Origin of the sequence: Novosphingobium silvae, assembly GCF_009856825.1 — a bacterium.
In the GTDB taxonomy this organism is placed as follows: Bacteria; Pseudomonadota; Alphaproteobacteria; order Sphingomonadales; family Sphingomonadaceae; genus Novosphingobium; species Novosphingobium silvae.
Map to the genome: position 1 here is coordinate 254680 of NZ_WVTD01000001.1, position 21922 is coordinate 276601.

A 21922-nucleotide genomic window follows, 5' to 3' on the forward strand; every position below is an offset into this window, starting at 1 on the left:
ATGGACGCCGAAATGGCGCGGGCTGGCGAATTCGCGCCACCATGAGCCTTGCAGGTGCCACGGCAAGAAAAGCGCTCGGGAGTGCTCACACACTTCTTGTCTGACACGCTGTGCGGCTTATGGGTCTCGGACTGGCCACAAGGAAAGGCGACCAAGCCGATGAAAAGCGCGCTCATGTTCTCGCTTGCGCTGGCTCTCGCGGCTGCTCGGCCCGGAGCCGCGCACGCGCAGGACGGCATCGAGACCCTGATCGGGCATGTCGATGCGGAGCCCGATGGCGGCGCGCGGATAGATGTCCGCCTGCTCAACACCGGGAAGGACATTGCGGATGCGACCGTGCCGGAACTGGTCGAGGCCCGTCTTGGGCGGCCCGAAGCCATCGGTGCGGGGCGCACCGTCATGCTGCGGCGGGAGGCGGCGACGCCCGCCACGCTGACGGTCGCTCCCGGACAGTTCGCCACTGCCCGCTACCTGTTGGCCCCTGCGAGCTTCCAGGACGGCGCTTCGCTGTCGGTGCCGATCTGGGGCGGGCAGGCGGTGACGCTTGCGGCCGCCGCTCCGGTGTCGTCGGCGGCCGAACCCGTCGCCATCGCGCAGGCCACCGCCCCGGCCTCCCCACCGGCTCCCGCCTCGTTCCCGCCGACCCCGCCGCCGACCGATCGCACGGTAGGCAACGCCTTCATCGAGAACCTGAGCGCCCACGAGCCGATCTATGCCGTCTACGGCCCCGACACCGACAGCGAGGCACGCATACAGATCAGCTTTAAGTACCAGCTGTTCGGCAGCCAGACCCGCCCCGACCGGCAAAAGTGGACCGACGGCTTCTACTTCGCCTACACGCAGCGCATGTTCTGGGACCTTGGGGGGGACTCCTCGCCTTTCCGCAACATCGATTTCCAACCGGAAGTCTTCTATGTGACCCCGCCCAAAGCCGTGTCGGACAGCACGACGCTGAGCGCGCAGATCGGCCTGCGGCACGAGTCCAACGGCCGCGACGGCGAGTTTTCGCGCAGTCTCAACACCGTCTATATCGCGCCGATGGCGGCGTTCTCGCTGGGCGACGACATCCGCCTGACGGTGGCGCCGCGCGCGTGGCTCTATGCTGGCGATCTTTCGGACAATCCGGACATTCGGCGCTATCGCGGCAACACGGGCCTGTTCGTGGAAATCGGCGAGGAGAACGGGCTGCGCCTCTCGACATCGAGCCGCCTCAACATCGGCAGCGGCAAAGGCGCCATCGCGGCGGACCTGTCCTACCCCCTGCGCCGCATTCTGGGAGGCGGGCCGGACTTCTACCTCTTCGGCCAGACCTTCACAGGATATGGAGAGAACCTGCTGGACTACAGGCGGCGCATGACGCGCCTGCGGATCGGCGTGGCGCTCGTGCGGTGAGCGAAGGCGGGGCGTCGGTGTGCGGTCTGGCGGCTAACGCCGGCTTCGCCGCATAGCCTGGACGCCCGGCCGGCCGGGAGCAGCATGAGGGAGGCGATGTCGCGTCTGGAGAAGGAACGCACCAAGCGGAAAGCCGGACCAGGCTGTGAATATCAACGCTGTCAGTGGAAGTTCCTGGATGCCCCGCGAGGAATTGGAACGCACAGCTAAGCCCCTACAATACAATCGAATTTTAGAATGTCGTATCGATCTATACCCCCATCTGTACCCCCTCGGGCTCTATATCGGGGGGCCTCCAGCCTGCTGGTTCTTCCAGCCCTGAACAGCACCCTCCATCCACGCGACGCGGTTGGCGGAGAGTTGGACGGGCGCGGGGAATTGGCCCTTCGCGACCATGCGATAGATGGTCGAGCGGGAGAGCGAGGTCTCTGCGACGATGTCGTTGATGCGCAGGAAACGGCCCGAGGCAGCGTTACGCATGCGCGCCTCCCTGAGCGCGCTCGGCGCGCGAGTGGGAGGTGCAAGGTAGCGATTCAGAGAAGAAACTGGCGCAGTCAAAGGGCAATGTCCCAGCAAGAGGACCCTTCGACCAGCTGCAATTCTGGAGGTCGGGCGTCACCGAGTTTGCAGACCGGTGTACATTGCCAGAACCGGCAGGCCCGAAAGCCTCACGGTGCGCCCGACCAAAGAAAAACGCGCTCCGCAAAACGGGGCGCGCCGGACGGCGTCGTACATAGCGGCTGCAAATCCGCATCGCTACCTTTTTCGTAACGACCGCGGGCACGTTGCTCGCCTGTCGTGGGGTTGTCAAGGTCATGAGCCTTAAGGCCTTTTTTGGCTTGTGAATGGGGGTTGGTTTGTGGAGGCGGGGCTTCACAACGCGTGGCTTGGCGCCACTCGAAAAGGGTGGGCCGCGTCCGCGAAGAGGTGGAGTTGAGCGACGGCGCTCATGCGGCTCGTCCTTTCGGGAGGTTGGCAAGTTCGGGGCAATGCCCGTCGATGAAGGCAGTGGTGGCCTTCCAGACTGCGGCGCTGGCCGCCTTGTTCGCGAAGGCCTTAAGCTGCTGGACGTGCCCGCCGACGATCTCGACGGTGGCCATGCGGCGCATGTCGGCGCGAACGGAATAGATGTGGCAGTCGCCCGCCATTACGCGCGGGATGTAGCTAGCCACACAGTGACGCATTCGCGCTCCCTCCTCGAGGAGCATGCCCGGAGTGGCCAGCTTGAAGAATTCGAAGCCGGCGACTTCGGCGTGGTCGGGCCAGTCGCTCAGGTCGATCAGCGTAGAGGGCGTCAGGCCAAGGCCGTAGGCGCTGAGATTGCGGTTGGCGGCCAGGCGATCGTGCCAAAGCTCAACCTCGTTCTCCATGCGCTCGAACGACCATCGTTCGACGTCAGCCAAGTGGTGCCTGGCGAGGTAATCCGCAAAGTCTTCCGCCTGGCCATCGCCGCAGCGCTGGGCATGCCGGGCGATCCACGCGAAGCCGCGCTTGGGCGAAGCGCGGTTGAGCACGAGGCGGCGGCGGTATTGGCGCAGCGAGCGGAGCCATTTGCGCTGCGCGCCGGGCTTCTCCGGGATCGCCTGCGAGAGGGTCGAGGGGTCGAGATCGTTCAACTCGCGAACGAATTCCGCCATGTAAGGGACGATACAGGAAGCCTTGAGCTTACGGAGTGGCCCGGCGATTGCGACTGCCGCCATGACCGAGCGCAGACGCTCCCCCCGCTGGATAGGGCCTGCGATGCGACTGGCGATGTAGAGCCTGTCCGCCTTCGTGTTCACCTTTACACCGAACGAGGCTGCGAGGACGGGGGCCTGTTCTAGATAATCGATCGCGCGCGGGTGCAGGTCCGCCAGGAAGAGCGCGTTGCGGTGCATGCCCTGATTCGGGAACAGGGTGACGGCGCGGGCGCGAGGGGAGAGCGCCTCGTTCATGTCGCCACCGCGTCTATATTGCCGCGATGGACATCAAAGCTGACTGCTACGACCCATGGATTGTCCTGCCACCGCTCGCCCTCGACGGTGTGGAGGCTGTTCCAGAGGGTAGCGTAGCTGCGCGTAGCCGGGTTGCCAGGGTCGCGAACATTGAACCCATCCCCCCAACGTAATCGCGCCAAGCTGTCCCGCCGGTACAGGCGAAACCCTCAATGCCCTCCGCGATCGCATCCGCCTCGCTGCACTCCTTCAACCGCTGGACACGCACTTCGGTAACCGCCAGCCAGATGCGCGAGAAGTGGCGCGGCATGTGGATCGATGGCGTCCAGCGTTCGCCGTCCCCAAGCTCGTAGCCATCGGCCTTGAACGCAGCGACCTTATCGCGCTGGTTATCGCTGCGCCTGATCCAGTAAAGCGCGCTCTCTCTAACGTAGAGGCGGTCGCCAGAGGCATAAGGCAGGTGAAAGCGCTCGCTGCTGTTCCAACTGCCGTTCGCGCGCCAGTAGTAGGCCTGCCCGTGCTGGGGAGCGCCTGTGCAGTAGTCGCCAACATGATCGACCCGCTTGCCTGCTGCAAGTGTATCGCCCGGCTGCGGCTTCAGGATGCGGCGGGTTTGTGTTTTCCTCCCGCCGAGCAGCGCCTGCACCATCGGCGCGGAGAAGATGATTCCCTTTTCAGCCACGGCCGGCCTCCTTCCCGAACGGAAGGAAGTGTTCGCAGCCGATCACGCCACGTGTGCCGCAGTTCGGGCACGGGCCGGGCGTCGGAGCCGCGAAGGTCGGCACCGGCTTCCAGAGCCGGCGGGGCTTGGCGCGGTACGCGGCGGCCAAGCGGACGGGTTCGAACGCGAGCGGCTGACTGGCGGTGCGGATCGCGCGCAAGTTGGCGTCGAAGTCCGCAAGGTCGAGGTCGGGCGCTTCGAAGAGCGCGGCAGGGCTGATGTTCACCAGTTCACCCCGCGAAGCAGGACGTGGCCGCAAATCGCGGCGATGGCGGGGCCGGTAGCGGCGAAGCCGCGCAGGCCGGGCACGGTGAAGCGGTAGAAGCGGGCGGCCGTCTCGCTCATTTGAAGGTGCTCCAGTCGATTTCGGGGAGGTCGGAGTGGCCCGCGGCGCGCATGTCGGCGCGCAGTTGGTTGGCCATGGCGCGGACTTTTCGCGATCCTGCCGCGCCTTGGCGGCGCGCACCTCGGCGCTGCGTTGCCCGAGGGTCTGCGCGGCGGTGGTGGTGGCCGCCTTCCGGCGGAAGAGGCGCGGCAGGCGGAACATGGATCAGTCGATCCCCAGGCTGCACTTGTAGGTGTCGAGCAGCATGTCCATTTCGCGGCGATCGTCGGGCTTCATCTTACGAATGCGCACGATCTGGCGCATGATCTTGACGTCGTACCCGACCGCTTTGGCCTCGTTGTAGACGTCACGGATATCGTCGCTGAGGCCCTTCTTCTCTTCCTCGAGGCGCTCCACGCGCTCGATCAGGAGCCGCAGCCGATCGTCGGCGGCGCGGTTCTCTTTCGGGAGATCGACCGGGATGGTCATCTGCTGTTCGGCCGGCGCGGACGGGGTGAGCGCCTGTCCGTCGTCGCCGAGGACGACGCGGCGGCCGACGTCGTCGGGTGCGGAGACGATGCCGTCGCGTTCCATGCGCTCGACCAGCAAGGCGGCGGTGTTGTATCCCACGCCGATCTTGCGCTGCAGCCACGAGGTGGAGGCCTTGTCGTGCTCGCGCACGAGCGCGACGGCGGTGCCGTAGTGATCAGTTTCAGTGGTCATCAGCCGATCCTCAGGAGTTCGTCGATCTTCGCCCGGGCGTGATCGGCGCCGCGCTGCCAGAACAGGCCGCGCTTGCTGGTGGGGGAGTAGGGATTGCGTGCCGGCGGGGCGGCAAGCAGGCGTTCGGCGATGACGGCGTCGCGGCCTTCGCGAATGTGCTGGGCGATCGGCGTCATGACGGCAGCATCGTCCAGAGAAGCGCGAAGGCGTAAGCAATGGCGGGCGTCATGAGGACGAGGCGCACCGTGTCCTGCTGGACATCGCAGGGAGCGCTTCGCCAGAGATCGCGCCAGGCGGCAAGGGAGCCGGTCACTGGCGGCGGCCCGAAAGGACGCGCTGCTCTGCGCTGACGGTGCAGGGCCCGCAATAGACGTGTATGTCGCGGCGAGACTCCTTGCGTGTCCACCCTTTCGGCAACGCGGTGCTGCGCGTGTGCTCGACGCACTCGCAGGCGTTGCAGATGAAGGTGAATTGCGGGGGCGTGCGGCGCGTGGCGGGCGCGGATTGACGATTGAGGCGCATGGCGGGGCCTTTCGATTTGATCAGCGGAAGGTGGAGAGGCTGTCGACCTGCAGACCGACCACGAAAGCGATCAGCAGTATCGACACGCAGAAGACGGCAGCGGCGCCGAGGCCGAGGAAGATTGCACCGCCATCCAGCGGCGGCGGGGTGCAGGCGCGGCAGGCGCACTCCATGGAGTGCACATCAGGTTTCAGCATGTGAGGATGCCTTTCAGGCGGCTTCCGCCGAGGGCGGGCCGAGTTCGAACATGTCTGGCTGTGTGGCGTCACGCGGGCGCGTGGCTTCAAGAAAGGCTTGCCGCTCCATGGGGCGCAGCGGCAGGTCGACCTTGGGATTGGGGATGCCGCTGGGGACGATCCCGTATTCGTATGCGAGCGACGCGCGCCAGCTGTGGCTGCAGAACAGGTTGACGCACTGGTAGTACATGTCCCTGTGCTGGCCGGTGACCTGCTTGCTGGAGCGGATGCGACCTCGAAAGCCACAGTGCGGGCAGTAGAGAGGCGCGAACCGGCCGGCGTCGTCTTCGGCTACGACGCTGGCGACGTCCTCTGCGGCCGTTTGCTTGTGTCCCCCCGACATCGATCAGGTCCCCGACGCTTGCGATTTGAGGTTGTGGAGGAGCGCGGCCCAAGCCTGCATGGCTTCCTCGCCCTCGCGGATAGCTGCAAGGCGCGCGGCCGGATCGCCACTGCTGGCCGCCTGCATGACGGCATTCATGGCCTCTCCGCTTTCCTTGGCCGCAATGCCGGAGGCCTTCATCAGGCAAGTGGCATCTGCCCCGGCCGCAGTGGTGTCGATGCCCAGGCGCGCAGCATGGCAGTCGAGAAACGGCGAGCACGCGCCTCCTGCCTGGCGGAACGCAGCATCGAGGCGGATCGCATCGCGATACTTGAGTTCGCGGCCGGTGTCGGGATCGCCCAGCTTGCGGGTCATCGAGACGGACATCTCGACGATTTCGGCGCAGGTTTCCCATCCCAGAAGGTCAGCGACGGTTTCGAGCGCGCGGTACTGGGTGAGCGGTTGGCGAGGCTTCGTCATGCCTGCACCGTGCGGTCACAAGTGTGCAAAGCCGCCCGGTGTTTTCCGTATCTCGTGCCGCCGGCGCGATCTACGCCGTGGAAGACAGGAGCGGCATCAGGGCTCGCTTCTGCCGGAGTGCAGGGGCGATCTTGGTGGGCAGCACGGGCAACAGCTTCAGGGACATCTCCCGAAGGGAAGATGACCAGTTCTGCCGTGACGGGCAGTCCGAGAGCCAAACCGACCGCCAGAACGTGCGGTTGCTTTTCAGCGGGGATGCGATCGTTGCGCTTCCAACCAGCCACGGTTGAGGGAGACTCGGAAAGTTCCCGAGCCATCGGCCTAATGCCGTCGAACAGTGTGAAAATCGAGATCTGCGGTTCCATGAACACGCATGTGCGGGAAAATGAAACGCTTGGCAAATCTTTTTTGGGACTGACATCGTATCAGATTTCCGCACGGCATGCGCAAATGACCAAGTCTGTCCCCGAACGCCTGAAAGAACTGCGGATTTCCGCCGTTCCCCGCCTATCGATTCGCAAGATGGCCGAGGAGCTGGGGGTTACGTTTCCACGCTACGTCTACTTCGAGGACTCAAAGCGCTTCAAAAAGCGCGAACTTCCGCTCGAGTTCACCCGCCAAATCGCGGACGTCCTATCCCGATATGGCGTGGACCCCATGGAAGTCATGAAGCTTGCCGGGTTGAGCGAGGCCGAGGCTGAACCTGAGGTGCGTGAAATTGAGGCTGCTCAACCCAAGCGCCACTGGATCAACCTGCCGGTGTGCCTTCCTAGTGAAGCAGCCCTCGCTGCAATGTTTGAAACACTTCTAGCCTTGATTCCGGAAGACGCGACTCGGGCTGAAGCCGCCCGCATTCTTGCTCAGCGGCTTCCAACTGGGTTCGCAGCGATCGGACCTGACGTTTATGAAGAGGGCTCGGACGAAGAGCCTGTTCCCGCCTTGCCGCCTCGAGGGCACGCCAAAGGTCGTCGCGATTCGCCACGGCTGTAGCGCAGGCTACGCTGCATCGCAGGCACGCGAGGTCGCACCCCGGCGTCAGTCGATAAATATTGCTGCTCACTTCGCGACCCCGCATGTTCTCGATTCGTTCCGAATTTAGCGGGACGAGCCGTGTAGGAAACCCGTAAGTGCACAGGCATGAAAATTTCCTTGTTGACCGCAGGTTATGTGCGTCTCGTCGTGGCTGTGCGGATAACGACGACAATCTCCGGGACTAGGCTAGCACCTCCAGCTGCAGCCGAGTGGACAGCCCACGCCCGTCCATCTGGTGATCGGCCGAGGCAATGAGCCACTTCGCGGCATCGACGTGCGGCTTGAAGTCCGAAACGGTCACATGCATCCCGGGGATCAACAACGGATTGCCAAGCGACAGATCGAGATCAAGGCTGGCGCTGGCGCGCTGCAGGCGCTGATGTTCTGCTTTGCTGGCCGCATCTGCATCGGCCTTGCTGGCGTAGACACGCTTCAGGCGCTTCTTGTTCGTTCCACCGGTGCTTACCGTCTCGCGCTTCCCGGCCTTGGTGTCGTGGTACTGGGCCTCGGCCCCGTCCTGCCCCTTATCCCGCGCGCAGCGTTTCCAGGAGTAGCGGCTGCAATCGCTGCGGCTGATCTGCCCGGTGGGCAGGGCAGCACCCGTGGCGGTGGTAGTGGCGCCGATCGGCACGAAGATCAGGGCACCGGCCTTCACCGTTGACGTGGCGTCATAGCGCCGCGCCAGATCGCGAAGGAACTGCATGTCCGACTTGTTGCCCTGTTCGGCCGCCGAGACCGACCGGTCTGCCAGTTCAGCATGGCAGCGCGGCACAAGGCCGTGCCGGCCGGCGATGGCGGCCACGATGGCGCCGAGCGTCGTATCCTTCCAGACCTGATTGATGCGGGTGCGGAAGCTGTTCTTGAAATCGGCGCTGCGGGCACGAACGGAAACGCGATCGGGAGGGCCTTCCCAGCTGAGTTCGTCGACGATGAAGCCGCCCTTGTCCACGAGGCCGGGCGTAACGCCGGTCCCCTGCAGCCATCCCAGCGACACCCGCAGGATCGAACCCTGCGGCGGGGGCGCGAACTGGCCATCGTGATCGTGCACGACGATCTCCAGTTCATCCGCCTCCTCGCCTCGCCGCTCTGACAAACGCAGGGAGATCAGGCGCGGGGCGATAGTGCTGGTCAGGCTGACGCCATCAAGAGTTACGTCCCACGCCGCGCGGGCTTCGACATGGCGCGCCGTGACGATGATCGGATCGCCGTCCTTCATGCGACACGCGTCAGGGTGATGGTGAAGGCGTTCTGGCGGGCCCGGCCGTCATCGGTCAGGTTGCTTTTGTCCTCGTCTATCGCGTCGATCGTGAACGTGCCGATCTTGACGTGACGGCCGTCCAGCAGCGGCAGCGCTTCCCCATCCTCGGCCAGTTCGGCCAGCGTTTCGATCGACGAGTAATCACCCAGCAGTTCCGGCACGAGGGTGCCGGCAAGCGTGATCCTGTCCTCTCCCGGTCCGGTGAACTGGCTGGCCGCGCGCGCACCGAAACGATCGGTGCGCTCGTGCCGCCAGTCCCGGCGACGCGTGAGGCTGTCGGGCAGAGCAGTGTTGCTGTCGAAGACGAACATGCCGAGGGCGAAAAGCATCAGAAATCGTCTCCGTATCCGCGCCGCGCGCTCTGCCGCTGCGCCTGCTCGACCAGTTCGGCGACGCGCTGTGCCAACGCCTCCGAATTTTCGCCGGGCATCTGGTGAACGTGGATCTCGATCTTGGCGGGAGCGGCCGACTGCTGCGCGCGCGGTGCAGCTGCTGCCGGCGAGAGCGCCATCGCTCCCGCACCAGCGACGGCGCCGGCCATGCGGCCGACGGCCCGCACCGGCCGACCCTTGCCCTTCTCCAAGCCGATGCCGAGCCCGTCGTTGATGTGGCCGCCCATTTCCATGAACAGGCGAGAGGGGCTCCTGATGCCGAAGTAGTTCTTGAAAGCGGTGACGCCTGCCTTGGCGATGCCGATCAGCTTGCCCACAAGCAGCGCCGGGTTGAGAGACATGAGCAGGCCCTGCATCATCATGGAGCCGATGTTGCGCATCCATGCTGGCAGGGCATTGAACACGCCTTTGAGCCAGGCGATGCCGCTGCCCAGGGCAGACTCCACCTGATCCCAGTGCGTGTAGATCATGTACGCAGCCACCCCAACCGCAGCGACCGCAGCCGCGATCAATAGCGGAACAGCCCCAATGGCTGCAGCCACACCGCCGATAATGGAGGCCACCGTTCCAAACGCCGATCCGATGCCGATGATGATCGGTGCCAAGGTGGCAACCGCGCCTGCAACAGCGGAGAAGCCCAACAAGATCGGACCGAGCACCGCAAGCATCCCGCCCCCGATGACGATCCACTTGCGCGTCTCGGGGGAAAGGCCTGCGAAGCTCTTGATCAGGTCGGTGAAGGTCGAGATTGCCGGCGTCAGGGCAGGAATAAGCTCCTGCCCGATCGTCAATGTCATGTTTTGCCATGCAGCGTCAGCGGCGCGCAGCTTGTTTGCGGTCTGGTCGCTGGTTCGCAACAGGTCCCCCTGCGCAGACCGTGTCGACTCCATGATGAGAGCGGCGCGCGCCATGATCTTCTGCTGTTCAGTAAATTCCTTTCCGACTGGCTTCAAACCCATCTTTAACGCAGCGGCCTTCACCGCAGCCTCGGTCATGAAAACACCGAAGTCGCGCAGTGGCTCGCTTTCGCCGGTCAGCCCGGATCGCAGTTTATCCATCGCTGTCCCAGGGTCGACGTTGTAGAAGCTCGACAAATCTTGCGCGAGAAGTGCGAACTGCTGGCTCATGGCTGCTGACTTGGACGGGTCTGCCATGTTGAAAAAGATGCCGAAGGTGTTGGCGGCGTCCATAAGCTCGACCTTGGTTCGGCCAATCGCGTCTCCGGTCCTGCCCGCCCAGGCATCCATTGCCGCCGCCTGCTTGCCGAAGGTCACGTTGAACGCACTTTCCAGTTCGCCAGCATCCACGGCGGCCTGAAACGCGGCGCGGCCAAACGCGAGCAAGGGAACAGTCAACGTCGCGGTCGCGGCCGCTCCGGCCCGGCCAGCCATCCCCGCGACCTTAACCGCCCCCGATCTTACGGTTTCGATGCGCTCAAGCTTTGCCTGCTGTTCATCAATCTGCCGGTTCGTGCGCTCGATCGCCTCGGCCAGTTCGCGCTCTGCCATGATGAGGCCGCCGCTCTGCGATCCGCCCCGGGCGAGGGTGCGCTGCACGCGCGCGAGGTCCCTCTCCATCAGGCGGACCTCGCGCTGCATCTCGCGCATGGATTCGGCGCCGCGCTTGCCGGCGCCGACGATGTTCTTGATGTTGTCCGAAACCTTGTCGATCCCGGTGAACTGGAACAGCAGATTGAGCTTGTTGTTCGACATGTGGCTATTCCACCCGGTTCATCGTGTTCCACCGCTGCACGGCGAGATCAGACCACATGGCGAGTTCCTCTATCTCCATCGCCAGCACCTCGGACGGCGGCCAGTGGAAGACCGCCGCCACGTTGGCTATCCAGTGCTCGATCAGGCCGGGTCGGAAGCGCCCGCCATCCTGGCCACCGCCGCCTTCATCGCGGCGGGCATAAAAAAACCCTTCACCGCGCCCGCGAACTCCAGCAGGTCCTCGGACTCGAGATTGGCGATGTCCTTCTCGAGCAGGGTCGGCATGGAGATGCGCGGCAGGAGCACGAACAGCGTGTTCACGTCGGTGGTGAACACGTCCTCGACCTTGAGCGAGCGCAGTTCGCCAGCCTTGGGCTTGCGCAGGACGATCTCGTAAATGGTGCTTTCGCCGCGCTGGATCGGGGTGGTGAGCGTGATCCTGACGGTCTGGGGCTGCGAAGGTGCGGGAATGTCGGCTTCGGGGGTCTGGGTAGCCATTAGGGCGGGCCTCGTGTGTCAGCGGCGGGCGGATAGTGTCCCCCTTCCGGCGCGCCCGCCAGAATTCACCGGAACGGGGGGATCGGGCCGCCGAGGGGAGGGCGGCGGCCGGATAGGTCAGGCGCCCAGCGCCTGGCGGCGTTCCGCGTAGCGATCCACGCCGAAGACGACGAAGATGCCCGCGAGCAGGTCGATCTCGAGGATGACCGTGTTGTCGAGCACCAGCTTGTAGTAGGCGCAGGCCATCTTGTAGGTGGTCTCGGTGTCGTCGCCGACCTTCTGGGTTCCGAAGTCCACCTCGCTGTAGCGGCCTCGCGCAACCACTTCGGCGTAGTTCTCCACGCCGCTGTGGTCGTTCTGGTAAGCCCCCGCGAAGCGCAGCTGCGCGGCGTCAGCGGCGGGCGCTCCGAACTGCTGGAGCGGCGAGAGCAGCAGGCCACCGGCCTTGAACTCGAATTCCAGCTTATCGAGGCCCTGATCGATCGGCACCGGGCCGATCATGCCGCCGCCACGCCAGTCCTCCATCTTGAGGACCAGCTTGGGGATGGTGCATTCGGCCACTTCGCCCTTCCAGCTTTCGCCGTCGCCGTAGAGGTTGAGGTCTTTCAGTTTCGAGGGGAAACCCATCGTCGTTCTCCAGTAGAGGTTCGATCAGGTACGGGCGGGATCAGGCGGCCAGCGCGGCGGCGAGATCGGCGTAGTACTTGTCGGTGATGCGCTGGTTGAGGGTCAGTCCCTCGAGCGGGGCGGCCGGGGTGAAGTCATAGTCGATGACCAGCTTGCCGGCGGCGAGGTCGGCCGCACTGTTCAACGCCGGATCGAACCAGGCGCGCCCGCCGATAAGACGGCCCTGCACCACGAGGCTGCGGAAGCGCGCATTGATGGTCTCGAGAATGTCCTTGATCAACGCCATGGTCAGCGGCTTGTCGACCGCCCAGACCAACCCCTTGGCGATCTCATCCTGCAGGACTTGCGAGGTCCGCACCGCTGGCTCGAACGCGAACAGCGGTTCGTCGGAACAGGTGCGATTGCCCCAGTAGACGAAGCCACCCGAGGGCGAACGGATCAGGGTGACGATGTCGCTGTCGTTCAGCGAGGCGACGTCGGTGGTCTCGTCCTGGATGTCGAAGAACAGGTTTTCCGATATCCCGGTCACCCCGTGGACCGGCACGTTGCTGAGCGACTTGTGCCAGCCATGGGTCTCGTCGATCGCGGCGCGAAGGCCGAGGGCGCGGGCGACGGCATCGCCGGCGAAGGCGTTCGACCAGTTCGGCCAAATGATCGAGAGTTCGCGGGCCGAGAAGTTCTGGCGGTACGCCTTCACTTCCGTGATCGTGGCACCGATGCCGCGCGCATAGACGCGGGCGCGCAGCTTCATCGCAACGGAGGCGAGTGCGGTGGTCACGGCCTGGCTGTCGAGCCCCGGCGCGCCGATCACGCGCGGTCGATAGCCCGTCTGGGCCTCGGCTGCCAGAAGAGCGTAGATGCCGCTGTAGGCGCCCGCGCTGCCGATTACGGCCTCGTCCTGATCCTCGCCCTCTGCCTCGGCAACACGCACGACGATGACGATCGGACTGACCTGATCGTAGATCGCCTCGAGCGAAGGCAACAGCGTGCCGCCCGTGCCCGCCTGTCCGATCGCCTTGCGAACATCGGTGATCAGCACCGGCTTGTTCAGCGGGAACGCGGCATCGAGCGCGAGAGTGGCCGCGCCTGCAGATGCACTGGCTGTGGCGATCAGGCCGATCACGCCAGAGGCAAGGCTGGCGATCGTGCGGGTGCCGGTGAGAAGGACGTTCGTCTTGATGCCGTGCATGGTGCGGCTCCTATCGGGAAAGGGGAATGGTGAGGCGGGTGAGGGCGTTGCCGGCGACGTCGGTGCGATTGCCGGTGACGTTCAGGACGGCCTGCCCGGCTGCGAAGTCGCCTTCGAAGGTAACCTGCGTGACTGCGATGCGCGGCTCCCATCGGGCGAGCGCTATCGTCACAGCCATCGCACCCAGCAGGAGGGTGGCGCGCGTCAGCGGCCGGTCGAGCAGATCGAACAGGTAGCAGCCGTATTCGCGCAGCATGACCCGGCTGCCGATCGGCGTGGTGACGATATCCCGGATCGACTGCGCCAGGTGCTCGTCTCCCGAGAGCGCGCCGCCGGTCGTAGCGCTCATCCCCGTGAAGGAAGTCATGGCAGCGGTGCCCCGGACTGGGCCGTGCCTGCGGCAACACCGGTGTGCTTGTGGCTCTTGAGGCTGACGCTGCCGGCAATCACGTCCTCGCCGGCCGTGACCTTCCCGGTTACGTTCACGTCCCCGGCGATGTCGACGGTGTCCGAGACCAGTACGGTGGACCCGCCGGGCGGCAGCTGGATCAGCAGTTCGGACGTCTCCGGGTCGTAGGAGAAGATGGCGCCATCCTTGAAGTGGATTTGTGGGACGGCTTCGTCTGACGGCGCGGAGTTCGCGTCGGAGACCACGCCGCCCGCAACGATGCCGGCGCCAATCTCCCCGCCAGGGCAGAACAGCATGACCTGCTCTCCGACGCTTGGCGGGAGCCAGACACGGGTCTCGCCCATGCGCGGCGCGAGCCACGGCAGGGCCGGAGATTCCACGTCGTCATCCAGCAGGACGGTACAGCGGGCCGTGCCAAGGTCGACAGAGGCGACGGTGGCATAGCGCAGCAGCGTATCGGGATCGGTGGGAGCGTCTTCGGGCGTTCTCATGCCCCTACCATGGCGACCCCGAAAATCCGCGCCACACCGGGAGGTTGTGAGGCCCCGGCGCTACAACGCGCGCGGGTGGAAGTAAGGCCGAAGCCTGCCGATAGCTGGGGACATGGTAGGTTCCATCGCCACTTCCCCCGCCGTCGATCTATCGACCGTCCCTGCGCCCGAGCTGGTTGCGCAACCGGACTTGGCCGCACGCCGCGCGGGCAAGCTGGCCCGGCTGATCGAACTGCATGCCGAGTTTACTGCGCTGGTTGAAAGCGACCCGGCGGTGAAGCTGATCGAAGCGGATAGCTACGACGAGCAGGTTCTTGCGCAAGCGTTCAACGACACGGCACGCGGCCTCCTTCTGGCCTACGCAAGCGGCAGCAATCTCGACCAGCTCGGCGCGCTGAACGATGTCGCCCGCCTCGTGGTAACTCCCGCGACCGAGACGACGGCTGCGGTGCTGGAAAGCGATGCCTCCTTCCGCCAGCGCATCCAGCTAGCGCGCCATAGCTTCTCGGTCGCGGGCCCTGAACTGGCCTATGTCCATCATGCCCGAGCGGCGCACGGCGATGTGGCCGATGCTACGGCAACTTCTCCTGCACCCGGCGATGTGGTGGTCACCGTCATGTCCCGCAGCAATGGCGGCGTTCCTTCGGCCGATGTGCTGAGCGCCGTCGCCGCGCTGCTGAAAGGCCCCGTGCGGCCGCTGACCGACCGTGTCACCGTGCAGGAGGCGCAGCCCGTGCGCTACGCGATCGAGGCGGAAATCTTTCCCTTCGCCGGCCCCGACCAGCAGCTGATCCTGGACACGGCGCGCAAGAGCCTGGACGCTTATCTTGCATCGACCCGCAAGCTGGGCCGCGACATCGCCTGTTCGGCGCACATCGCCGCGCTGCATGTCGGCAACGTCCAGCGCGTGCGGCTGATTTCGCCGGCCGCCGACACTCCGGTGGACATGGCGCACTTTCCCGAGCCCACCGTGATCAACCTGCGCATCGGGGGCACCGAGCTATGAGCCTGCTGCCGCCCAACGCCAGCAAGGCCGAACGCGCGCTTGAGGACGCGATGCTCGCACGGATCGACATCGGGGCCGTCGAAACGCTGCGCGACCCGTGGACCTGCCCGGCCGATGTGCTGCCGTTCCTCGCCTCCGAACTGGCGATCAGCCATTGGGACGCGGCCTGGACGGAAGCGCAGAAGCGCGAAGCCGTTGCCGCCGCGACCGCGTTCCACAAGATCAAGGGCACCCGCGCGGCGGTGGAGCAGACGCTGGGCCGGTTCCATCCGGCGCTGGCCATCGTCGAGTGGTTCGAGGCCAATCCCGTTCGCCCGCCCCACACCTTCGAGGTGTTCGCGCCTGCCAACGTCATCCCCGCCAGCTTCCTGACGGTCGAGACCACAGAGGCGATCGTTGCCGACGTGGCCGCCGCCAAGCCGCTGCGCGCGCACTTCGACTTCGTGCAGAACCTCGACCTTACGGCCGCCATGTTTCTGGCGGCCGGGGGCATGGCGGGCAGCGTCGGCCGCGCCGACTACGCGGCCGGCCTTGATCAGAGCCGTGACTGGATGGCCACCCTGCAGACCGAAGACGGCGAGCCGATCCTCAACGGCGACAGCGACAGCGACTTTCTGGAGACCTACTGATGGCAGCGCTTGCCCTGCAACTGACGACGGCGGGCCTTGCCGCCGTTACCGCGCCTGACGGCACCGCCAAGACGGTGATCTCGCAGCTGGGCCTGACGGCTCGCTCGTTCGTGGCGGCGCCCACGCTCACGGCGCTTCCCGGCGAGTTCAAGCGGCTCGACATCGCCTCCGGCGTGGCGGCGGCGCCGAACGTCGCGCACATCACCGCCTACGACACCTCGGCCGACGTGTGGAGCGCCAACGGCTTCGGCCTGTTCCTGTCGGACGGCACGCTATTCGCCACCTTCAGTTCGCCGCAGCCGGTGCTCAGCAAGGCAGGCGTGGCTTTCGCGCTGATGGCCTTCGACATCGCCTTCAACGCGGACGTCCTGGCCGAGATCACCTTCAGCAACGCCACCTTCATCTGGCCCCCCGCTACCGAAGCGATGCGCGGCGTCGCCCGCCTGGCAACGCAGGCCGAGACAGACACCGGCACCGACGATCAGGCGATCGTCACGCCTCGCAAGCTCAAGGCGGTGCGGGATGCCCTGTTCACGTCGCTGACCACGTCCATCGCGGCGGTCATGGCGGGCGTCACGGCGCTGCGAGGCATCACGATCAGCGGCGGCGGCCTTGTCAGCGGCGGGGGCAACCTCACGGCCGATCGCACGCTGACAGTGAGCGAGGCGAGCGCGGCCGAGATCGATGCCGGGACAGTGGGCGACAAGGTGGTCACGCCCCGCCGCCTGCGAACCGTGCTCGACAATGTCGGCAGTGCCATCGACACGCTGCGCGGGCGAACGATCACGGGGGGCGGCCTGGTATCGGGCGGGGGCGACCTGTCGCAAAGCCGCACGCTCACCGTCACCGAGGCCAGCGCTGCGGACATCGTCGCGGGCACCGCCGATGACAAGGTGGTCACGCCCCGCCGCCTTGGCCCGATCACGATGGTGCTGGAGGAGAACGGCTTCCTGCGCTTCTTCGGCTTCCAGATCGCCTGGGGGCGCTTCACGGCCACCGCCAACGCCACGACGAACGTCTCGTTCCGGTCAGACTTCCCCACCGCCTGTTTCTCGGCCGTGGTCAGCGGCGTCTACAATCCGGGCACCGGCTCGCAGGACAATACGCCTGCCGTCATCGTCTCCACCATCACCAAGGCCGGCTTCTCCGTCTTCAGCGCCGACGATGAGAACGATCCGACCTGCTACATCGCCGTGGGGTACTGAGCATGGCCAAGATTGCCCAGCTGAACCGCCTGACCCCGCTTGAAGCGAACGGGCAGGAACTCGTCCCCGTCGTCAAGAACGGCACCACGCGCGCCGCCGCGATCATCGACATCGTGGCGCCGGCGGCAAAGCCCTTCGTCGATGCGGCGGCAGGCCATGTCGCCAAGGCAGAGCTTGCCGCGGCTTCGGCCGCGATCGGCGCTCACCTGTTCGACACGGTGGAAGCAGGCCTGCTCGCCACCCCCGAAGGCAACGACTTTCGCGTGCGCGGCGTCGGCGACACTTATGCCGAGGATTACCGCAATGTCGGCGGCGTGGCGACGAAGCTGCCCGGCGAACTGCCGTCCAAGGCCTACATGGACGGCATCGCCCCGGCCGTGAACAGCAAGGTCATGGTGCTGGCCAAGATGGCTGGCGTCGATACCAGCAACATCGCGCTCGACAGCGGCGCTGCCATCCGCGCCGCGCTGACCGAGGCGATGACGGCGGGCAAGACGGTCGACCTTGGCGTCGATACCTTCCGCGTCGGCGCGCAGTGGTCTTCGGTTCTGCCAATCACGGACAAACTGATACTGCGGGGCGACGGCGGGCGGTTCGTGGCGACGGATGGCGATAGCAGCAAGAACTTCATGGCTGTTCGCGCTCCGATTGAAATGGAGGGGCTTCGCTTCGAGAATTTCTCGGCGCTGCTATCGTGCGACACCAACGGGATCGACTTGAGCGATCATGACATCGTCCTGCGCAACATCGACCACCTGAACTGCGGTCAAGGCCTGATCTTCAATACACTTGAGAATTTTCGCATTCGCGATCTCATTCTTGAGATGATCAATATCGACAGCACAGCATTCGCCAGTGGCGTCGGCAAAGGTCAAGGCATCCGCTGGCAGGCCAATGGCTTCCGACGTGCCTACCTGCGCAGCATTTTCTGCCGAAATCGCAATTATCAAGCCGTCCGCGTCGGAGCATACCCGCACGATCTCGTGTACAACGGCCATATTCACATGGAGAGCATTCACGTTGATGGCGTGATCTCGAACGGGCAGTCGAACGGCGTGCAGGCGTTCGGTTACGACATCTATGTGGACGATATTTTCGTGACGCGAGTGGACTGCCTGAATGGTAACTCGTCAAACACGGAAGCCGTTTACTTCGCCGGCGATAGAGTAAGCCTTGGTAATATCACCGTCGAAAACGCCAGCAATGGTCAAGGTGGTATTGCAGTCAAGTCGAGCCGCACCCGCCAGCACGGACCAATTCGTTACCGGACTCGTCTGCATCCTCGGATGAACTGCGCGATGCGAATTGATGGTCCTGACGTAGAGCTATCCGGTGGGTTCGATATTGAATGGCTGTGGGAACCGATTGTTACCTCCACCTCGGCCGGTAACGACGCTTACGCCGTATCATATCTGCGCATGGATACAGCGCTTACGGACGCTTACGATTACTTTTTCGTTCCGCACGCCGTAAACACGACCAATGCGCCAACTCTTGATGTTGGGGGTTTTGGCGCAAAACTCATGGTAAATGCTGAGAATGGCGCAGCCATTTACCCGGGGCAGTTGCGCACAGATGTGATCTACCGCGCAACCTTGGACGTTAGCGGAAATCGCTACCGCATTCGTGCTGTCAGATGGGACGACCGCGTGCCTGTCGTTTCGGGCATCGGTAATAACATCGCGCTTCCGGGCGTCCTGCTGGATGGTAAGACCTACTGGGCTACCCCGATGACTACAATGACTGCGGGCGCAACAATGACAATTGGCGACAGCGCTCCCATTACCATCAAAGTTCAAACGGCGAACGGGCTCTCCGATATTCCAAATAGCGAGACGGTGACGAACGGCTATAGGAAAGCATTTTATTACAGTGCCGCCGATAACGCCATGATACTTATCGACGAGTCTGGAAAACCTTATACGGGAACGGGGCGATTTGTCCCCGAACTCTCTGGCGTGGTGAACGCATATGTATGCAACCATCCTTACCCGGATGATTATTCCGACGCCTTGTTTGTCATGTTCCCCATAGCGAACACAGGCGCGGCAACCCTGAATGGGGAGCCGATCCTGAGGGCGGATGGTTCCGCCATAACCTCCGGGTACTTGGTTCCAAATGAACTCTATCAGCTCATCCGTGCCGGATCGAACTGGAACGCTACGAGGGTCAGCGGCAGTTTCCACGCCATCGACACGGCAAACGGCGGCAGCGGTCGATCTGTAATCAAGGACGTGACCGTCACCAACGGCCATTACACCTCGATCGTGGACAGCATTTCCACCGGGTATAACGAAGTGTCGAACATCAAGACACTCGGCAGAACCCGAGTCAGGGATGCTGTCGTTGGGCTCGGAATGTCTGTCGCAGCGCCCATCGGGTCGAGGGCATACGTTTCGGACATCAGGCTTTCGTGTTTCTACATAGACATGCCGACCCGAATTGTTTCGGTCGGCCCGGGCTTCTCGCATGTCGAGATCAACAACGTACCCGAGGCGGTCATTCGAGGTTTGGTAACGGGACCGGGGGGTACGGTCATAGGCGGCAACACCACTCAAGGCGGCATCGGTTTCCTTCGACTGAGGAACGTCCAAAAAGCAGCGGCCTTCGCACAGTATATAACGCAGGCGACTGCCATAACAGCAATCGATAGCGACCATGTTTCTGTGGCATCCGGAGTTAATCCTCCATCGATTGGTGCGGGTGGTTTCTTTGAGTTCGGAAGTATCTTCCCGCACCTGGGCGTCGAGCCGGGCGATGCGATCACTGTCACCCACGAAATGAACAACACCCGCCTGCAGTTCGGCGGCTACTGCACAGCGCGTGACACGGTGAAGGCCTTCGTACGCGATCCCAACCCTGCCGGCGCCGCCGTCGATCTTGCGCCCGGCCGCCTGTTCATCACCTCGCGCCGTATGCGCGCATGAAAGGAGCCATAACTATGGCCAGACGAGACGATCTTCTCGCGATGCTCGACGTGATCGAGCAGAATGCCCGCACCGAGCAGGAAGCGGCGAACGTCGGGCGCATCCGCAACGCCCACCTCATGTACGACGCGGCCGATACCGCCCGCCCGACCGACGAGGATTACGACGCCGTCGAAATGTGGGTCGAAAGCTACCGCGCCAGCGTGAAGGCTCAGCTTGCCCAGCTCGGAAACGTGCTGACTGCGATCGGCGCGTGAGGCGGTAATGAAGGCCGCACTCGATCACCTTCCCGATGGGCTCAAGGTCGCCTTCGACGCCCTGTCTTTCACCGCTTTGCTGGGGAGCCTCATCAGCGTGCTGCCTGCCGTCGCTTCCCTGCTCACCATCCTGTGGACCGCAATCCGCATCTACGAAACCGAGACCGTGCAGCGGCTCGTGAGACGAAGGGAACCCGAAGCATGATCGACCGCCTCAAGGCGCGCCTAGTGCCAGGCGCACGGGACTGGTGGCGATGGTCCAGTGTGCACTTCGCTGTGATCGGCGGCGCGGTGACCAGCTGGGCCGCGTCCGACCCAAAGGGCTTTGCCCAAGTCACCGCATTGTTGCCGCAATGGGCGCAGCCGCTTCTCGGCGTGGTGCTCGCCGGCACCGCAATCGGCCTCAGGATCACCCAGCGAAAGGATGCCACACATGGCCGATAACCCGAAGACCCTTTCGCCCGGCGCGAAAGGCGGGACACTCGCGGCGGTCGTCGGCTTGCTGTCTGCGACCCTGCTGCTGGTAGAGACTCCAAAGGAGGAGAGCGGGCGAACCGTTCAGGCCACTGTTGCCACCGATGGAACTGCGATGGTCAGGCACGTCTCGGGACCGCAGTACCTAAGCGCTTACCGCGACATCGCCGGTGTTCCCACGGCCTGCGACGGGATCACTCAGGGAGTCGAGATGGGCCAGCACTACACCGAGGCGCAGTGCGGAGCGCTCCTCGAGGCGGAACTGACAAAGCACGCGCGGGGCGTGATGCGTTGCACGCCGCCTCTGGCGGAACCCGGCCGCGACTATCAGCGGGTGGCGGCCGTTCTGTTGGCCTACAACATCGGCGTGGGCGGATACTGTGGCTCCACCGTCGCGCGGCGCTTCAACGCCGGCGAGTGGCGAGCCGGATGCGATGCCTTCGACATGTGGAACAAGGCGCGTGTGAATGGCGTGCTTCGCCCTGTAGCAGGCCTAACGGCGCGGCGCGGGCGTGAGCGGGCTATCTGCCTCAAGGGGCTGGCATGAGAGCGCTCCTGGCTCTTCTAGGCCTCGGGCGAAAGCTGATCGTCGCGGTGATTGGCTTTGTGTGGGCGCACCCGTGGGTGTTCGCCACCTTGGCATGGTGCGCCGTTGCCGCATTGCAGTGGAGCGGCAAGGAGAAGGTTCGGGCCGAGCGCAACGAAGTCCGCGCCGCGCTCAGTGCAGAACAGATGGGCCGCAAGGCCGATAGCGAGGCCTGGAGGAGGCAAGTCACTACTGCCCGTGCGGCGGTCGCCGCTGCAAAACGCAAGTCACAGGAGATCGCTTCCAATGCTCAGACTACCCACGACGCGCTGGAGACCGACAATGCTGGTCTGCGCAACTACATCGCTTCTCGCCGCCTGCGGGCCGGAAGCGGTTCCGCCGTTTCCACCAGCCCCGCCGATGATCTCGGTGCCGGAGTTCCTTCTCCCGCCGCCCCCGAAGCCGTCATGGCGGACGAAACCGACCTCCGAACATGCGATGGCAACTTCGCATACGCTCTAGCTGCCCACGAATGGGCTCTCTCGCTCATTTCAGCCGGACTAGCTGTCCCGGCTGAATGACGAGTAAAACTGAAAAGCCCGCCGGCGGGACAGCGGGGCATTTTTGCGACCGAT

General features: G+C 64.4%; 33 protein-coding genes and 1 pseudogene. 11 read left to right on the top strand and 23 right to left on the bottom strand.

The features are described from left to right. The first annotated feature begins 159 nt into the window (after positions 1–159). Complete coding sequence (locus GR702_RS01265; protein WP_160984133.1) at positions 160–1392, top strand: phospholipase A; 1233 nt, start codon at positions 160–162, stop codon at positions 1390–1392. A 279-nt stretch (positions 1393–1671) separates the two neighbouring features. Here GR702_RS01265 and GR702_RS01270 read toward each other — a convergent pair whose 3' ends face one another. From GR702_RS01270 to GR702_RS01325, 14 genes and pseudogenes are all read right to left on the bottom strand, one after another. Next, positions 1672–1872, bottom strand: a complete 201-nt coding sequence (locus GR702_RS01270; protein WP_160984134.1) for a helix-turn-helix transcriptional regulator — start codon at positions 1870–1872, stop codon at positions 1672–1674. Positions 1873–2339: 467 nt separating this feature from the next. Then, positions 2340–3326, bottom strand: a complete 987-nt coding sequence (locus tag GR702_RS01275; RefSeq protein WP_160984135.1) for a PcfJ domain-containing protein — start codon at positions 3324–3326, stop codon at positions 2340–2342. Positions 3327–3372: 46 nt separating this feature from the next. After that, on the bottom strand, positions 3373–4008 hold the full coding sequence (locus GR702_RS01280; RefSeq protein ID WP_160984136.1) for a hypothetical protein: 636 nt from the start codon (positions 4006–4008) through the stop codon (positions 3373–3375). Continuing rightward, a complete protein-coding gene (locus tag GR702_RS01285; protein ID WP_160984137.1) occupies positions 4001–4273 on the bottom strand; it encodes a hypothetical protein in 273 nt (90 codons plus the stop codon). Before GR702_RS01285 ends, GR702_RS01280 begins: the two co-directional genes overlap by 8 nt. Further along, positions 4270–4392, bottom strand: a complete 123-nt coding sequence (locus GR702_RS22530; protein ID WP_272916638.1) for a hypothetical protein — start codon at positions 4390–4392, stop codon at positions 4270–4272. Before GR702_RS22530 ends, GR702_RS01285 begins: the two co-directional genes overlap by 4 nt. Positions 4393–4597: 205 nt before the next feature. After that, entirely contained in the window at positions 4598–4861 is a 264-nt protein-coding gene (locus GR702_RS01290) for a DUF2312 domain-containing protein (RefSeq protein ID WP_160984437.1), read from the bottom strand. 42 nt (positions 4862–4903) lie between these two features. Continuing rightward, positions 4904–5086, bottom strand: a pseudogene (locus tag GR702_RS01295) (DNA translocase FtsK); the annotation flags it as partial. 8 nt (positions 5087–5094) lie between these two features. Further along, the gene (locus tag GR702_RS21965) at positions 5095–5271 is read right to left on the bottom strand and encodes a hypothetical protein (protein WP_202407985.1); all 177 of its coding nucleotides are present in this window, start codon (positions 5269–5271) and stop codon (positions 5095–5097) included. After that, complete coding sequence (locus tag GR702_RS01300) at positions 5268–5408, bottom strand: hypothetical protein (RefSeq protein ID WP_160984138.1); 141 nt, start codon at positions 5406–5408, stop codon at positions 5268–5270. Before GR702_RS01300 ends, GR702_RS21965 begins: the two co-directional genes overlap by 4 nt. After that, the gene (locus GR702_RS01305; RefSeq protein WP_160984139.1) at positions 5405–5617 is read right to left on the bottom strand and encodes a hypothetical protein; all 213 of its coding nucleotides are present in this window, start codon (positions 5615–5617) and stop codon (positions 5405–5407) included. The genes GR702_RS01300 and GR702_RS01305 overlap by 4 nt, the downstream gene beginning before the upstream one ends. Positions 5618–5637: 20 nt before the next feature. Further along, the gene (locus tag GR702_RS01310; RefSeq protein WP_160984140.1) at positions 5638–5814 is read right to left on the bottom strand and encodes a hypothetical protein; all 177 of its coding nucleotides are present in this window, start codon (positions 5812–5814) and stop codon (positions 5638–5640) included. A 13-nt stretch (positions 5815–5827) separates the two neighbouring features. After that, on the bottom strand, positions 5828–6196 hold the full coding sequence (locus GR702_RS01315; protein WP_160984141.1) for an Ogr/Delta-like zinc finger protein: 369 nt from the start codon (positions 6194–6196) through the stop codon (positions 5828–5830). A 3-nt stretch (positions 6197–6199) separates the two neighbouring features. Continuing rightward, the gene (locus GR702_RS01320; protein WP_160984142.1) at positions 6200–6655 is read right to left on the bottom strand and encodes a hypothetical protein; all 456 of its coding nucleotides are present in this window, start codon (positions 6653–6655) and stop codon (positions 6200–6202) included. Next, positions 6652–7020 (bottom strand): carph-isopro domain-containing protein, encoded by a 369-nt coding sequence (locus GR702_RS01325; RefSeq protein WP_160984143.1) that lies wholly within the window; start codon positions 7018–7020, stop codon positions 6652–6654. Before GR702_RS01325 ends, GR702_RS01320 begins: the two co-directional genes overlap by 4 nt. Here GR702_RS01325 and GR702_RS01330 point away from each other — a divergent pair. Continuing rightward, positions 7019–7645 carry a hypothetical protein gene (locus tag GR702_RS01330; RefSeq protein ID WP_160984144.1) on the top strand — a complete coding sequence of 209 codons (627 nt, stop codon included), beginning with the start codon at positions 7019–7021 and terminating at the stop codon, positions 7643–7645. The two genes, GR702_RS01325 and GR702_RS01330, sit on opposite strands and share 2 nt — an antisense overlap. Before the next feature lie 223 nt (positions 7646–7868). On the opposite strand, the gene GR702_RS01335 is transcribed toward GR702_RS01330, so the two are convergent. From GR702_RS01335 to GR702_RS01375, 9 genes are all read right to left on the bottom strand, one after another. Continuing rightward, positions 7869–8903: a contractile injection system protein, VgrG/Pvc8 family gene (locus GR702_RS01335; protein ID WP_202407986.1), complete on the bottom strand. Its 1035-nt coding sequence runs from the start codon at positions 8901–8903 to the stop codon at positions 7869–7871. Then, positions 8900–9274, bottom strand: coding sequence for a phage tail protein (locus GR702_RS01340; protein ID WP_160984145.1), 375 nt, complete (start codon positions 9272–9274; stop codon positions 8900–8902). Before GR702_RS01340 ends, GR702_RS01335 begins: the two co-directional genes overlap by 4 nt. Continuing rightward, complete coding sequence (locus tag GR702_RS01345; protein WP_160984146.1) at positions 9274–10845, bottom strand: phage tail tape measure protein; 1572 nt, start codon at positions 10843–10845, stop codon at positions 9274–9276. The genes GR702_RS01340 and GR702_RS01345 overlap by 1 nt, the downstream gene beginning before the upstream one ends. A 208-nt stretch (positions 10846–11053) precedes the next feature. Further along, a complete protein-coding gene (locus tag GR702_RS01350; RefSeq protein ID WP_337192492.1) occupies positions 11054–11170 on the bottom strand; it encodes a GpE family phage tail protein in 117 nt (38 codons plus the stop codon). A 20-nt stretch (positions 11171–11190) separates the two neighbouring features. Next, positions 11191–11547, bottom strand: coding sequence for a phage tail assembly protein (locus GR702_RS01355; RefSeq protein ID WP_160984147.1), 357 nt, complete (start codon positions 11545–11547; stop codon positions 11191–11193). A gap of 117 nt (positions 11548–11664) precedes the next feature. Next, complete coding sequence (locus tag GR702_RS01360) at positions 11665–12174, bottom strand: phage major tail tube protein (RefSeq protein ID WP_160984148.1); 510 nt, start codon at positions 12172–12174, stop codon at positions 11665–11667. A 40-nt stretch (positions 12175–12214) separates the two neighbouring features. After that, positions 12215–13363 carry a phage tail sheath subtilisin-like domain-containing protein gene (locus GR702_RS01365; RefSeq protein WP_160984149.1) on the bottom strand — a complete coding sequence of 383 codons (1149 nt, stop codon included), beginning with the start codon at positions 13361–13363 and terminating at the stop codon, positions 12215–12217. Positions 13364–13373: 10 nt separating this feature from the next. Then, positions 13374–13730: a GPW/gp25 family protein gene (locus GR702_RS01370; RefSeq protein ID WP_160984150.1), complete on the bottom strand. Its 357-nt coding sequence runs from the start codon at positions 13728–13730 to the stop codon at positions 13374–13376. Beyond that, positions 13727–14263 carry a phage baseplate assembly protein V gene (locus tag GR702_RS01375; protein ID WP_160984151.1) on the bottom strand — a complete coding sequence of 179 codons (537 nt, stop codon included), beginning with the start codon at positions 14261–14263 and terminating at the stop codon, positions 13727–13729. Before GR702_RS01375 ends, GR702_RS01370 begins: the two co-directional genes overlap by 4 nt. Positions 14264–14375: 112 nt before the next feature. Between GR702_RS01375 and GR702_RS01380 the strand changes: the two genes are divergently transcribed. Genes GR702_RS01380 through GR702_RS01415 form a run of 9 tightly spaced genes read left to right on the top strand, consistent with a single transcriptional unit; the run spans position 14376 to position 21868 of the window. Continuing rightward, positions 14376–15269: a baseplate assembly protein gene (locus tag GR702_RS01380; protein WP_160984152.1), complete on the top strand. Its 894-nt coding sequence runs from the start codon at positions 14376–14378 to the stop codon at positions 15267–15269. After that, entirely contained in the window at positions 15266–15898 is a 633-nt protein-coding gene (locus GR702_RS01385; RefSeq protein WP_160984153.1) for a phage tail protein I, read from the top strand. Before GR702_RS01380 ends, GR702_RS01385 begins: the two co-directional genes overlap by 4 nt. Further along, positions 15898–17103 (top strand): gp53-like domain-containing protein, encoded by a 1206-nt coding sequence (locus GR702_RS01390; RefSeq protein ID WP_160984154.1) that lies wholly within the window; start codon positions 15898–15900, stop codon positions 17101–17103. Before GR702_RS01385 ends, GR702_RS01390 begins: the two co-directional genes overlap by 1 nt. Before the next feature lie 2 nt (positions 17104–17105). Continuing rightward, a complete protein-coding gene (locus GR702_RS01395; protein WP_160984155.1) occupies positions 17106–20030 on the top strand; it encodes a hypothetical protein in 2925 nt (974 codons plus the stop codon). Positions 20031–20044: 14 nt separating this feature from the next. After that, positions 20045–20287, top strand: a complete 243-nt coding sequence (locus GR702_RS01400; protein WP_160984156.1) for a hypothetical protein — start codon at positions 20045–20047, stop codon at positions 20285–20287. Between the two features lie 7 nt (positions 20288–20294). Then, complete coding sequence (locus GR702_RS21970) at positions 20295–20492, top strand: hypothetical protein (RefSeq protein WP_202408025.1); 198 nt, start codon at positions 20295–20297, stop codon at positions 20490–20492. After that, a complete protein-coding gene (locus tag GR702_RS01405) occupies positions 20489–20731 on the top strand; it encodes a DUF7940 domain-containing protein (RefSeq protein WP_160984157.1) in 243 nt (80 codons plus the stop codon). Before GR702_RS21970 ends, GR702_RS01405 begins: the two co-directional genes overlap by 4 nt. After that, positions 20721–21308: a lysozyme gene (locus tag GR702_RS01410; RefSeq protein WP_160984158.1), complete on the top strand. Its 588-nt coding sequence runs from the start codon at positions 20721–20723 to the stop codon at positions 21306–21308. The genes GR702_RS01405 and GR702_RS01410 overlap by 11 nt, the downstream gene beginning before the upstream one ends. Then, on the top strand, positions 21305–21868 hold the full coding sequence (locus GR702_RS01415) for a hypothetical protein (RefSeq protein WP_160984159.1): 564 nt from the start codon (positions 21305–21307) through the stop codon (positions 21866–21868). The genes GR702_RS01410 and GR702_RS01415 overlap by 4 nt, the downstream gene beginning before the upstream one ends. Positions 21869–21922: the final 54 nt, after the last annotated feature.

Bases quoted from the DNA above. Each gene is read 5' to 3' on its own strand.
- GR702_RS01380 (WP_160984152.1), top strand. From the start codon at position 14,376: ATGGTAGGTTCCATCGCCACTTCCCCCGCCGTCGATCTATCGACCGTC.
- GR702_RS01415 (WP_160984159.1), top strand. From the start codon at position 21,305: ATGAGAGCGCTCCTGGCTCTTCTAGGCCTCGGGCGAAAGCTGATCGTC.
- GR702_RS01405 (WP_160984157.1), top strand. From the start codon at position 20,489: ATGATCGACCGCCTCAAGGCGCGCCTAGTGCCAGGCGCACGGGACTGG.
- GR702_RS01395 (WP_160984155.1), top strand. From the start codon at position 17,106: ATGGCCAAGATTGCCCAGCTGAACCGCCTGACCCCGCTTGAAGCGAAC.
- GR702_RS01275 (WP_160984135.1), bottom strand. From the start codon at position 3,326: ATGAACGAGGCGCTCTCCCCTCGCGCCCGCGCCGTCACCCTGTTCCCG.
- GR702_RS01390 (WP_160984154.1), top strand. From the start codon at position 15,898: ATGGCAGCGCTTGCCCTGCAACTGACGACGGCGGGCCTTGCCGCCGTT.
- GR702_RS01365 (WP_160984149.1), bottom strand. From the start codon at position 13,363: ATGCACGGCATCAAGACGAACGTCCTTCTCACCGGCACCCGCACGATC.
- GR702_RS01370 (WP_160984150.1), bottom strand. From the start codon at position 13,730: ATGACTTCCTTCACGGGGATGAGCGCTACGACCGGCGGCGCGCTCTCG.
- GR702_RS01355 (WP_160984147.1), bottom strand. From the start codon at position 11,547: ATGGCTACCCAGACCCCCGAAGCCGACATTCCCGCACCTTCGCAGCCC.
- GR702_RS01320 (WP_160984142.1), bottom strand. From the start codon at position 6,655: ATGACGAAGCCTCGCCAACCGCTCACCCAGTACCGCGCGCTCGAAACC.
- GR702_RS01270 (WP_160984134.1), bottom strand. From the start codon at position 1,872: ATGCGTAACGCTGCCTCGGGCCGTTTCCTGCGCATCAACGACATCGTC.
- GR702_RS01325 (WP_160984143.1), bottom strand. From the start codon at position 7,020: ATGGAACCGCAGATCTCGATTTTCACACTGTTCGACGGCATTAGGCCG.
- GR702_RS01410 (WP_160984158.1), top strand. From the start codon at position 20,721: ATGGCCGATAACCCGAAGACCCTTTCGCCCGGCGCGAAAGGCGGGACA.
- GR702_RS01360 (WP_160984148.1), bottom strand. From the start codon at position 12,174: ATGGGTTTCCCCTCGAAACTGAAAGACCTCAACCTCTACGGCGACGGC.
- GR702_RS01340 (WP_160984145.1), bottom strand. From the start codon at position 9,274: ATGCTTTTCGCCCTCGGCATGTTCGTCTTCGACAGCAACACTGCTCTG.
- GR702_RS01345 (WP_160984146.1), bottom strand. From the start codon at position 10,845: ATGGCAGAGCGCGAACTGGCCGAGGCGATCGAGCGCACGAACCGGCAG.
- GR702_RS01310 (WP_160984140.1), bottom strand. From the start codon at position 5,814: ATGCTGAAACCTGATGTGCACTCCATGGAGTGCGCCTGCCGCGCCTGC.
- GR702_RS01290 (WP_160984437.1), bottom strand. From the start codon at position 4,861: ATGACCATCCCGGTCGATCTCCCGAAAGAGAACCGCGCCGCCGACGAT.
- GR702_RS01265 (WP_160984133.1), top strand. From the start codon at position 160: ATGAAAAGCGCGCTCATGTTCTCGCTTGCGCTGGCTCTCGCGGCTGCT.
- GR702_RS01330 (WP_160984144.1), top strand. From the start codon at position 7,019: ATGAACACGCATGTGCGGGAAAATGAAACGCTTGGCAAATCTTTTTTG.
- GR702_RS01400 (WP_160984156.1), top strand. From the start codon at position 20,045: ATGGCCAGACGAGACGATCTTCTCGCGATGCTCGACGTGATCGAGCAG.
- GR702_RS22530 (WP_272916638.1), bottom strand. From the start codon at position 4,392: ATGAGCGAGACGGCCGCCCGCTTCTACCGCTTCACCGTGCCCGGCCTG.
- GR702_RS01385 (WP_160984153.1), top strand. From the start codon at position 15,266: ATGAGCCTGCTGCCGCCCAACGCCAGCAAGGCCGAACGCGCGCTTGAG.
- GR702_RS01375 (WP_160984151.1), bottom strand. From the start codon at position 14,263: ATGAGAACGCCCGAAGACGCTCCCACCGATCCCGATACGCTGCTGCGC.
- GR702_RS21970 (WP_202408025.1), top strand. From the start codon at position 20,295: ATGAAGGCCGCACTCGATCACCTTCCCGATGGGCTCAAGGTCGCCTTC.
- GR702_RS01305 (WP_160984139.1), bottom strand. From the start codon at position 5,617: ATGCGCCTCAATCGTCAATCCGCGCCCGCCACGCGCCGCACGCCCCCG.
- GR702_RS01335 (WP_202407986.1), bottom strand. From the start codon at position 8,903: ATGAAGGACGGCGATCCGATCATCGTCACGGCGCGCCATGTCGAAGCC.
- GR702_RS01315 (WP_160984141.1), bottom strand. From the start codon at position 6,196: ATGTCGGGGGGACACAAGCAAACGGCCGCAGAGGACGTCGCCAGCGTC.
- GR702_RS21965 (WP_202407985.1), bottom strand. From the start codon at position 5,271: ATGACGCCGATCGCCCAGCACATTCGCGAAGGCCGCGACGCCGTCATC.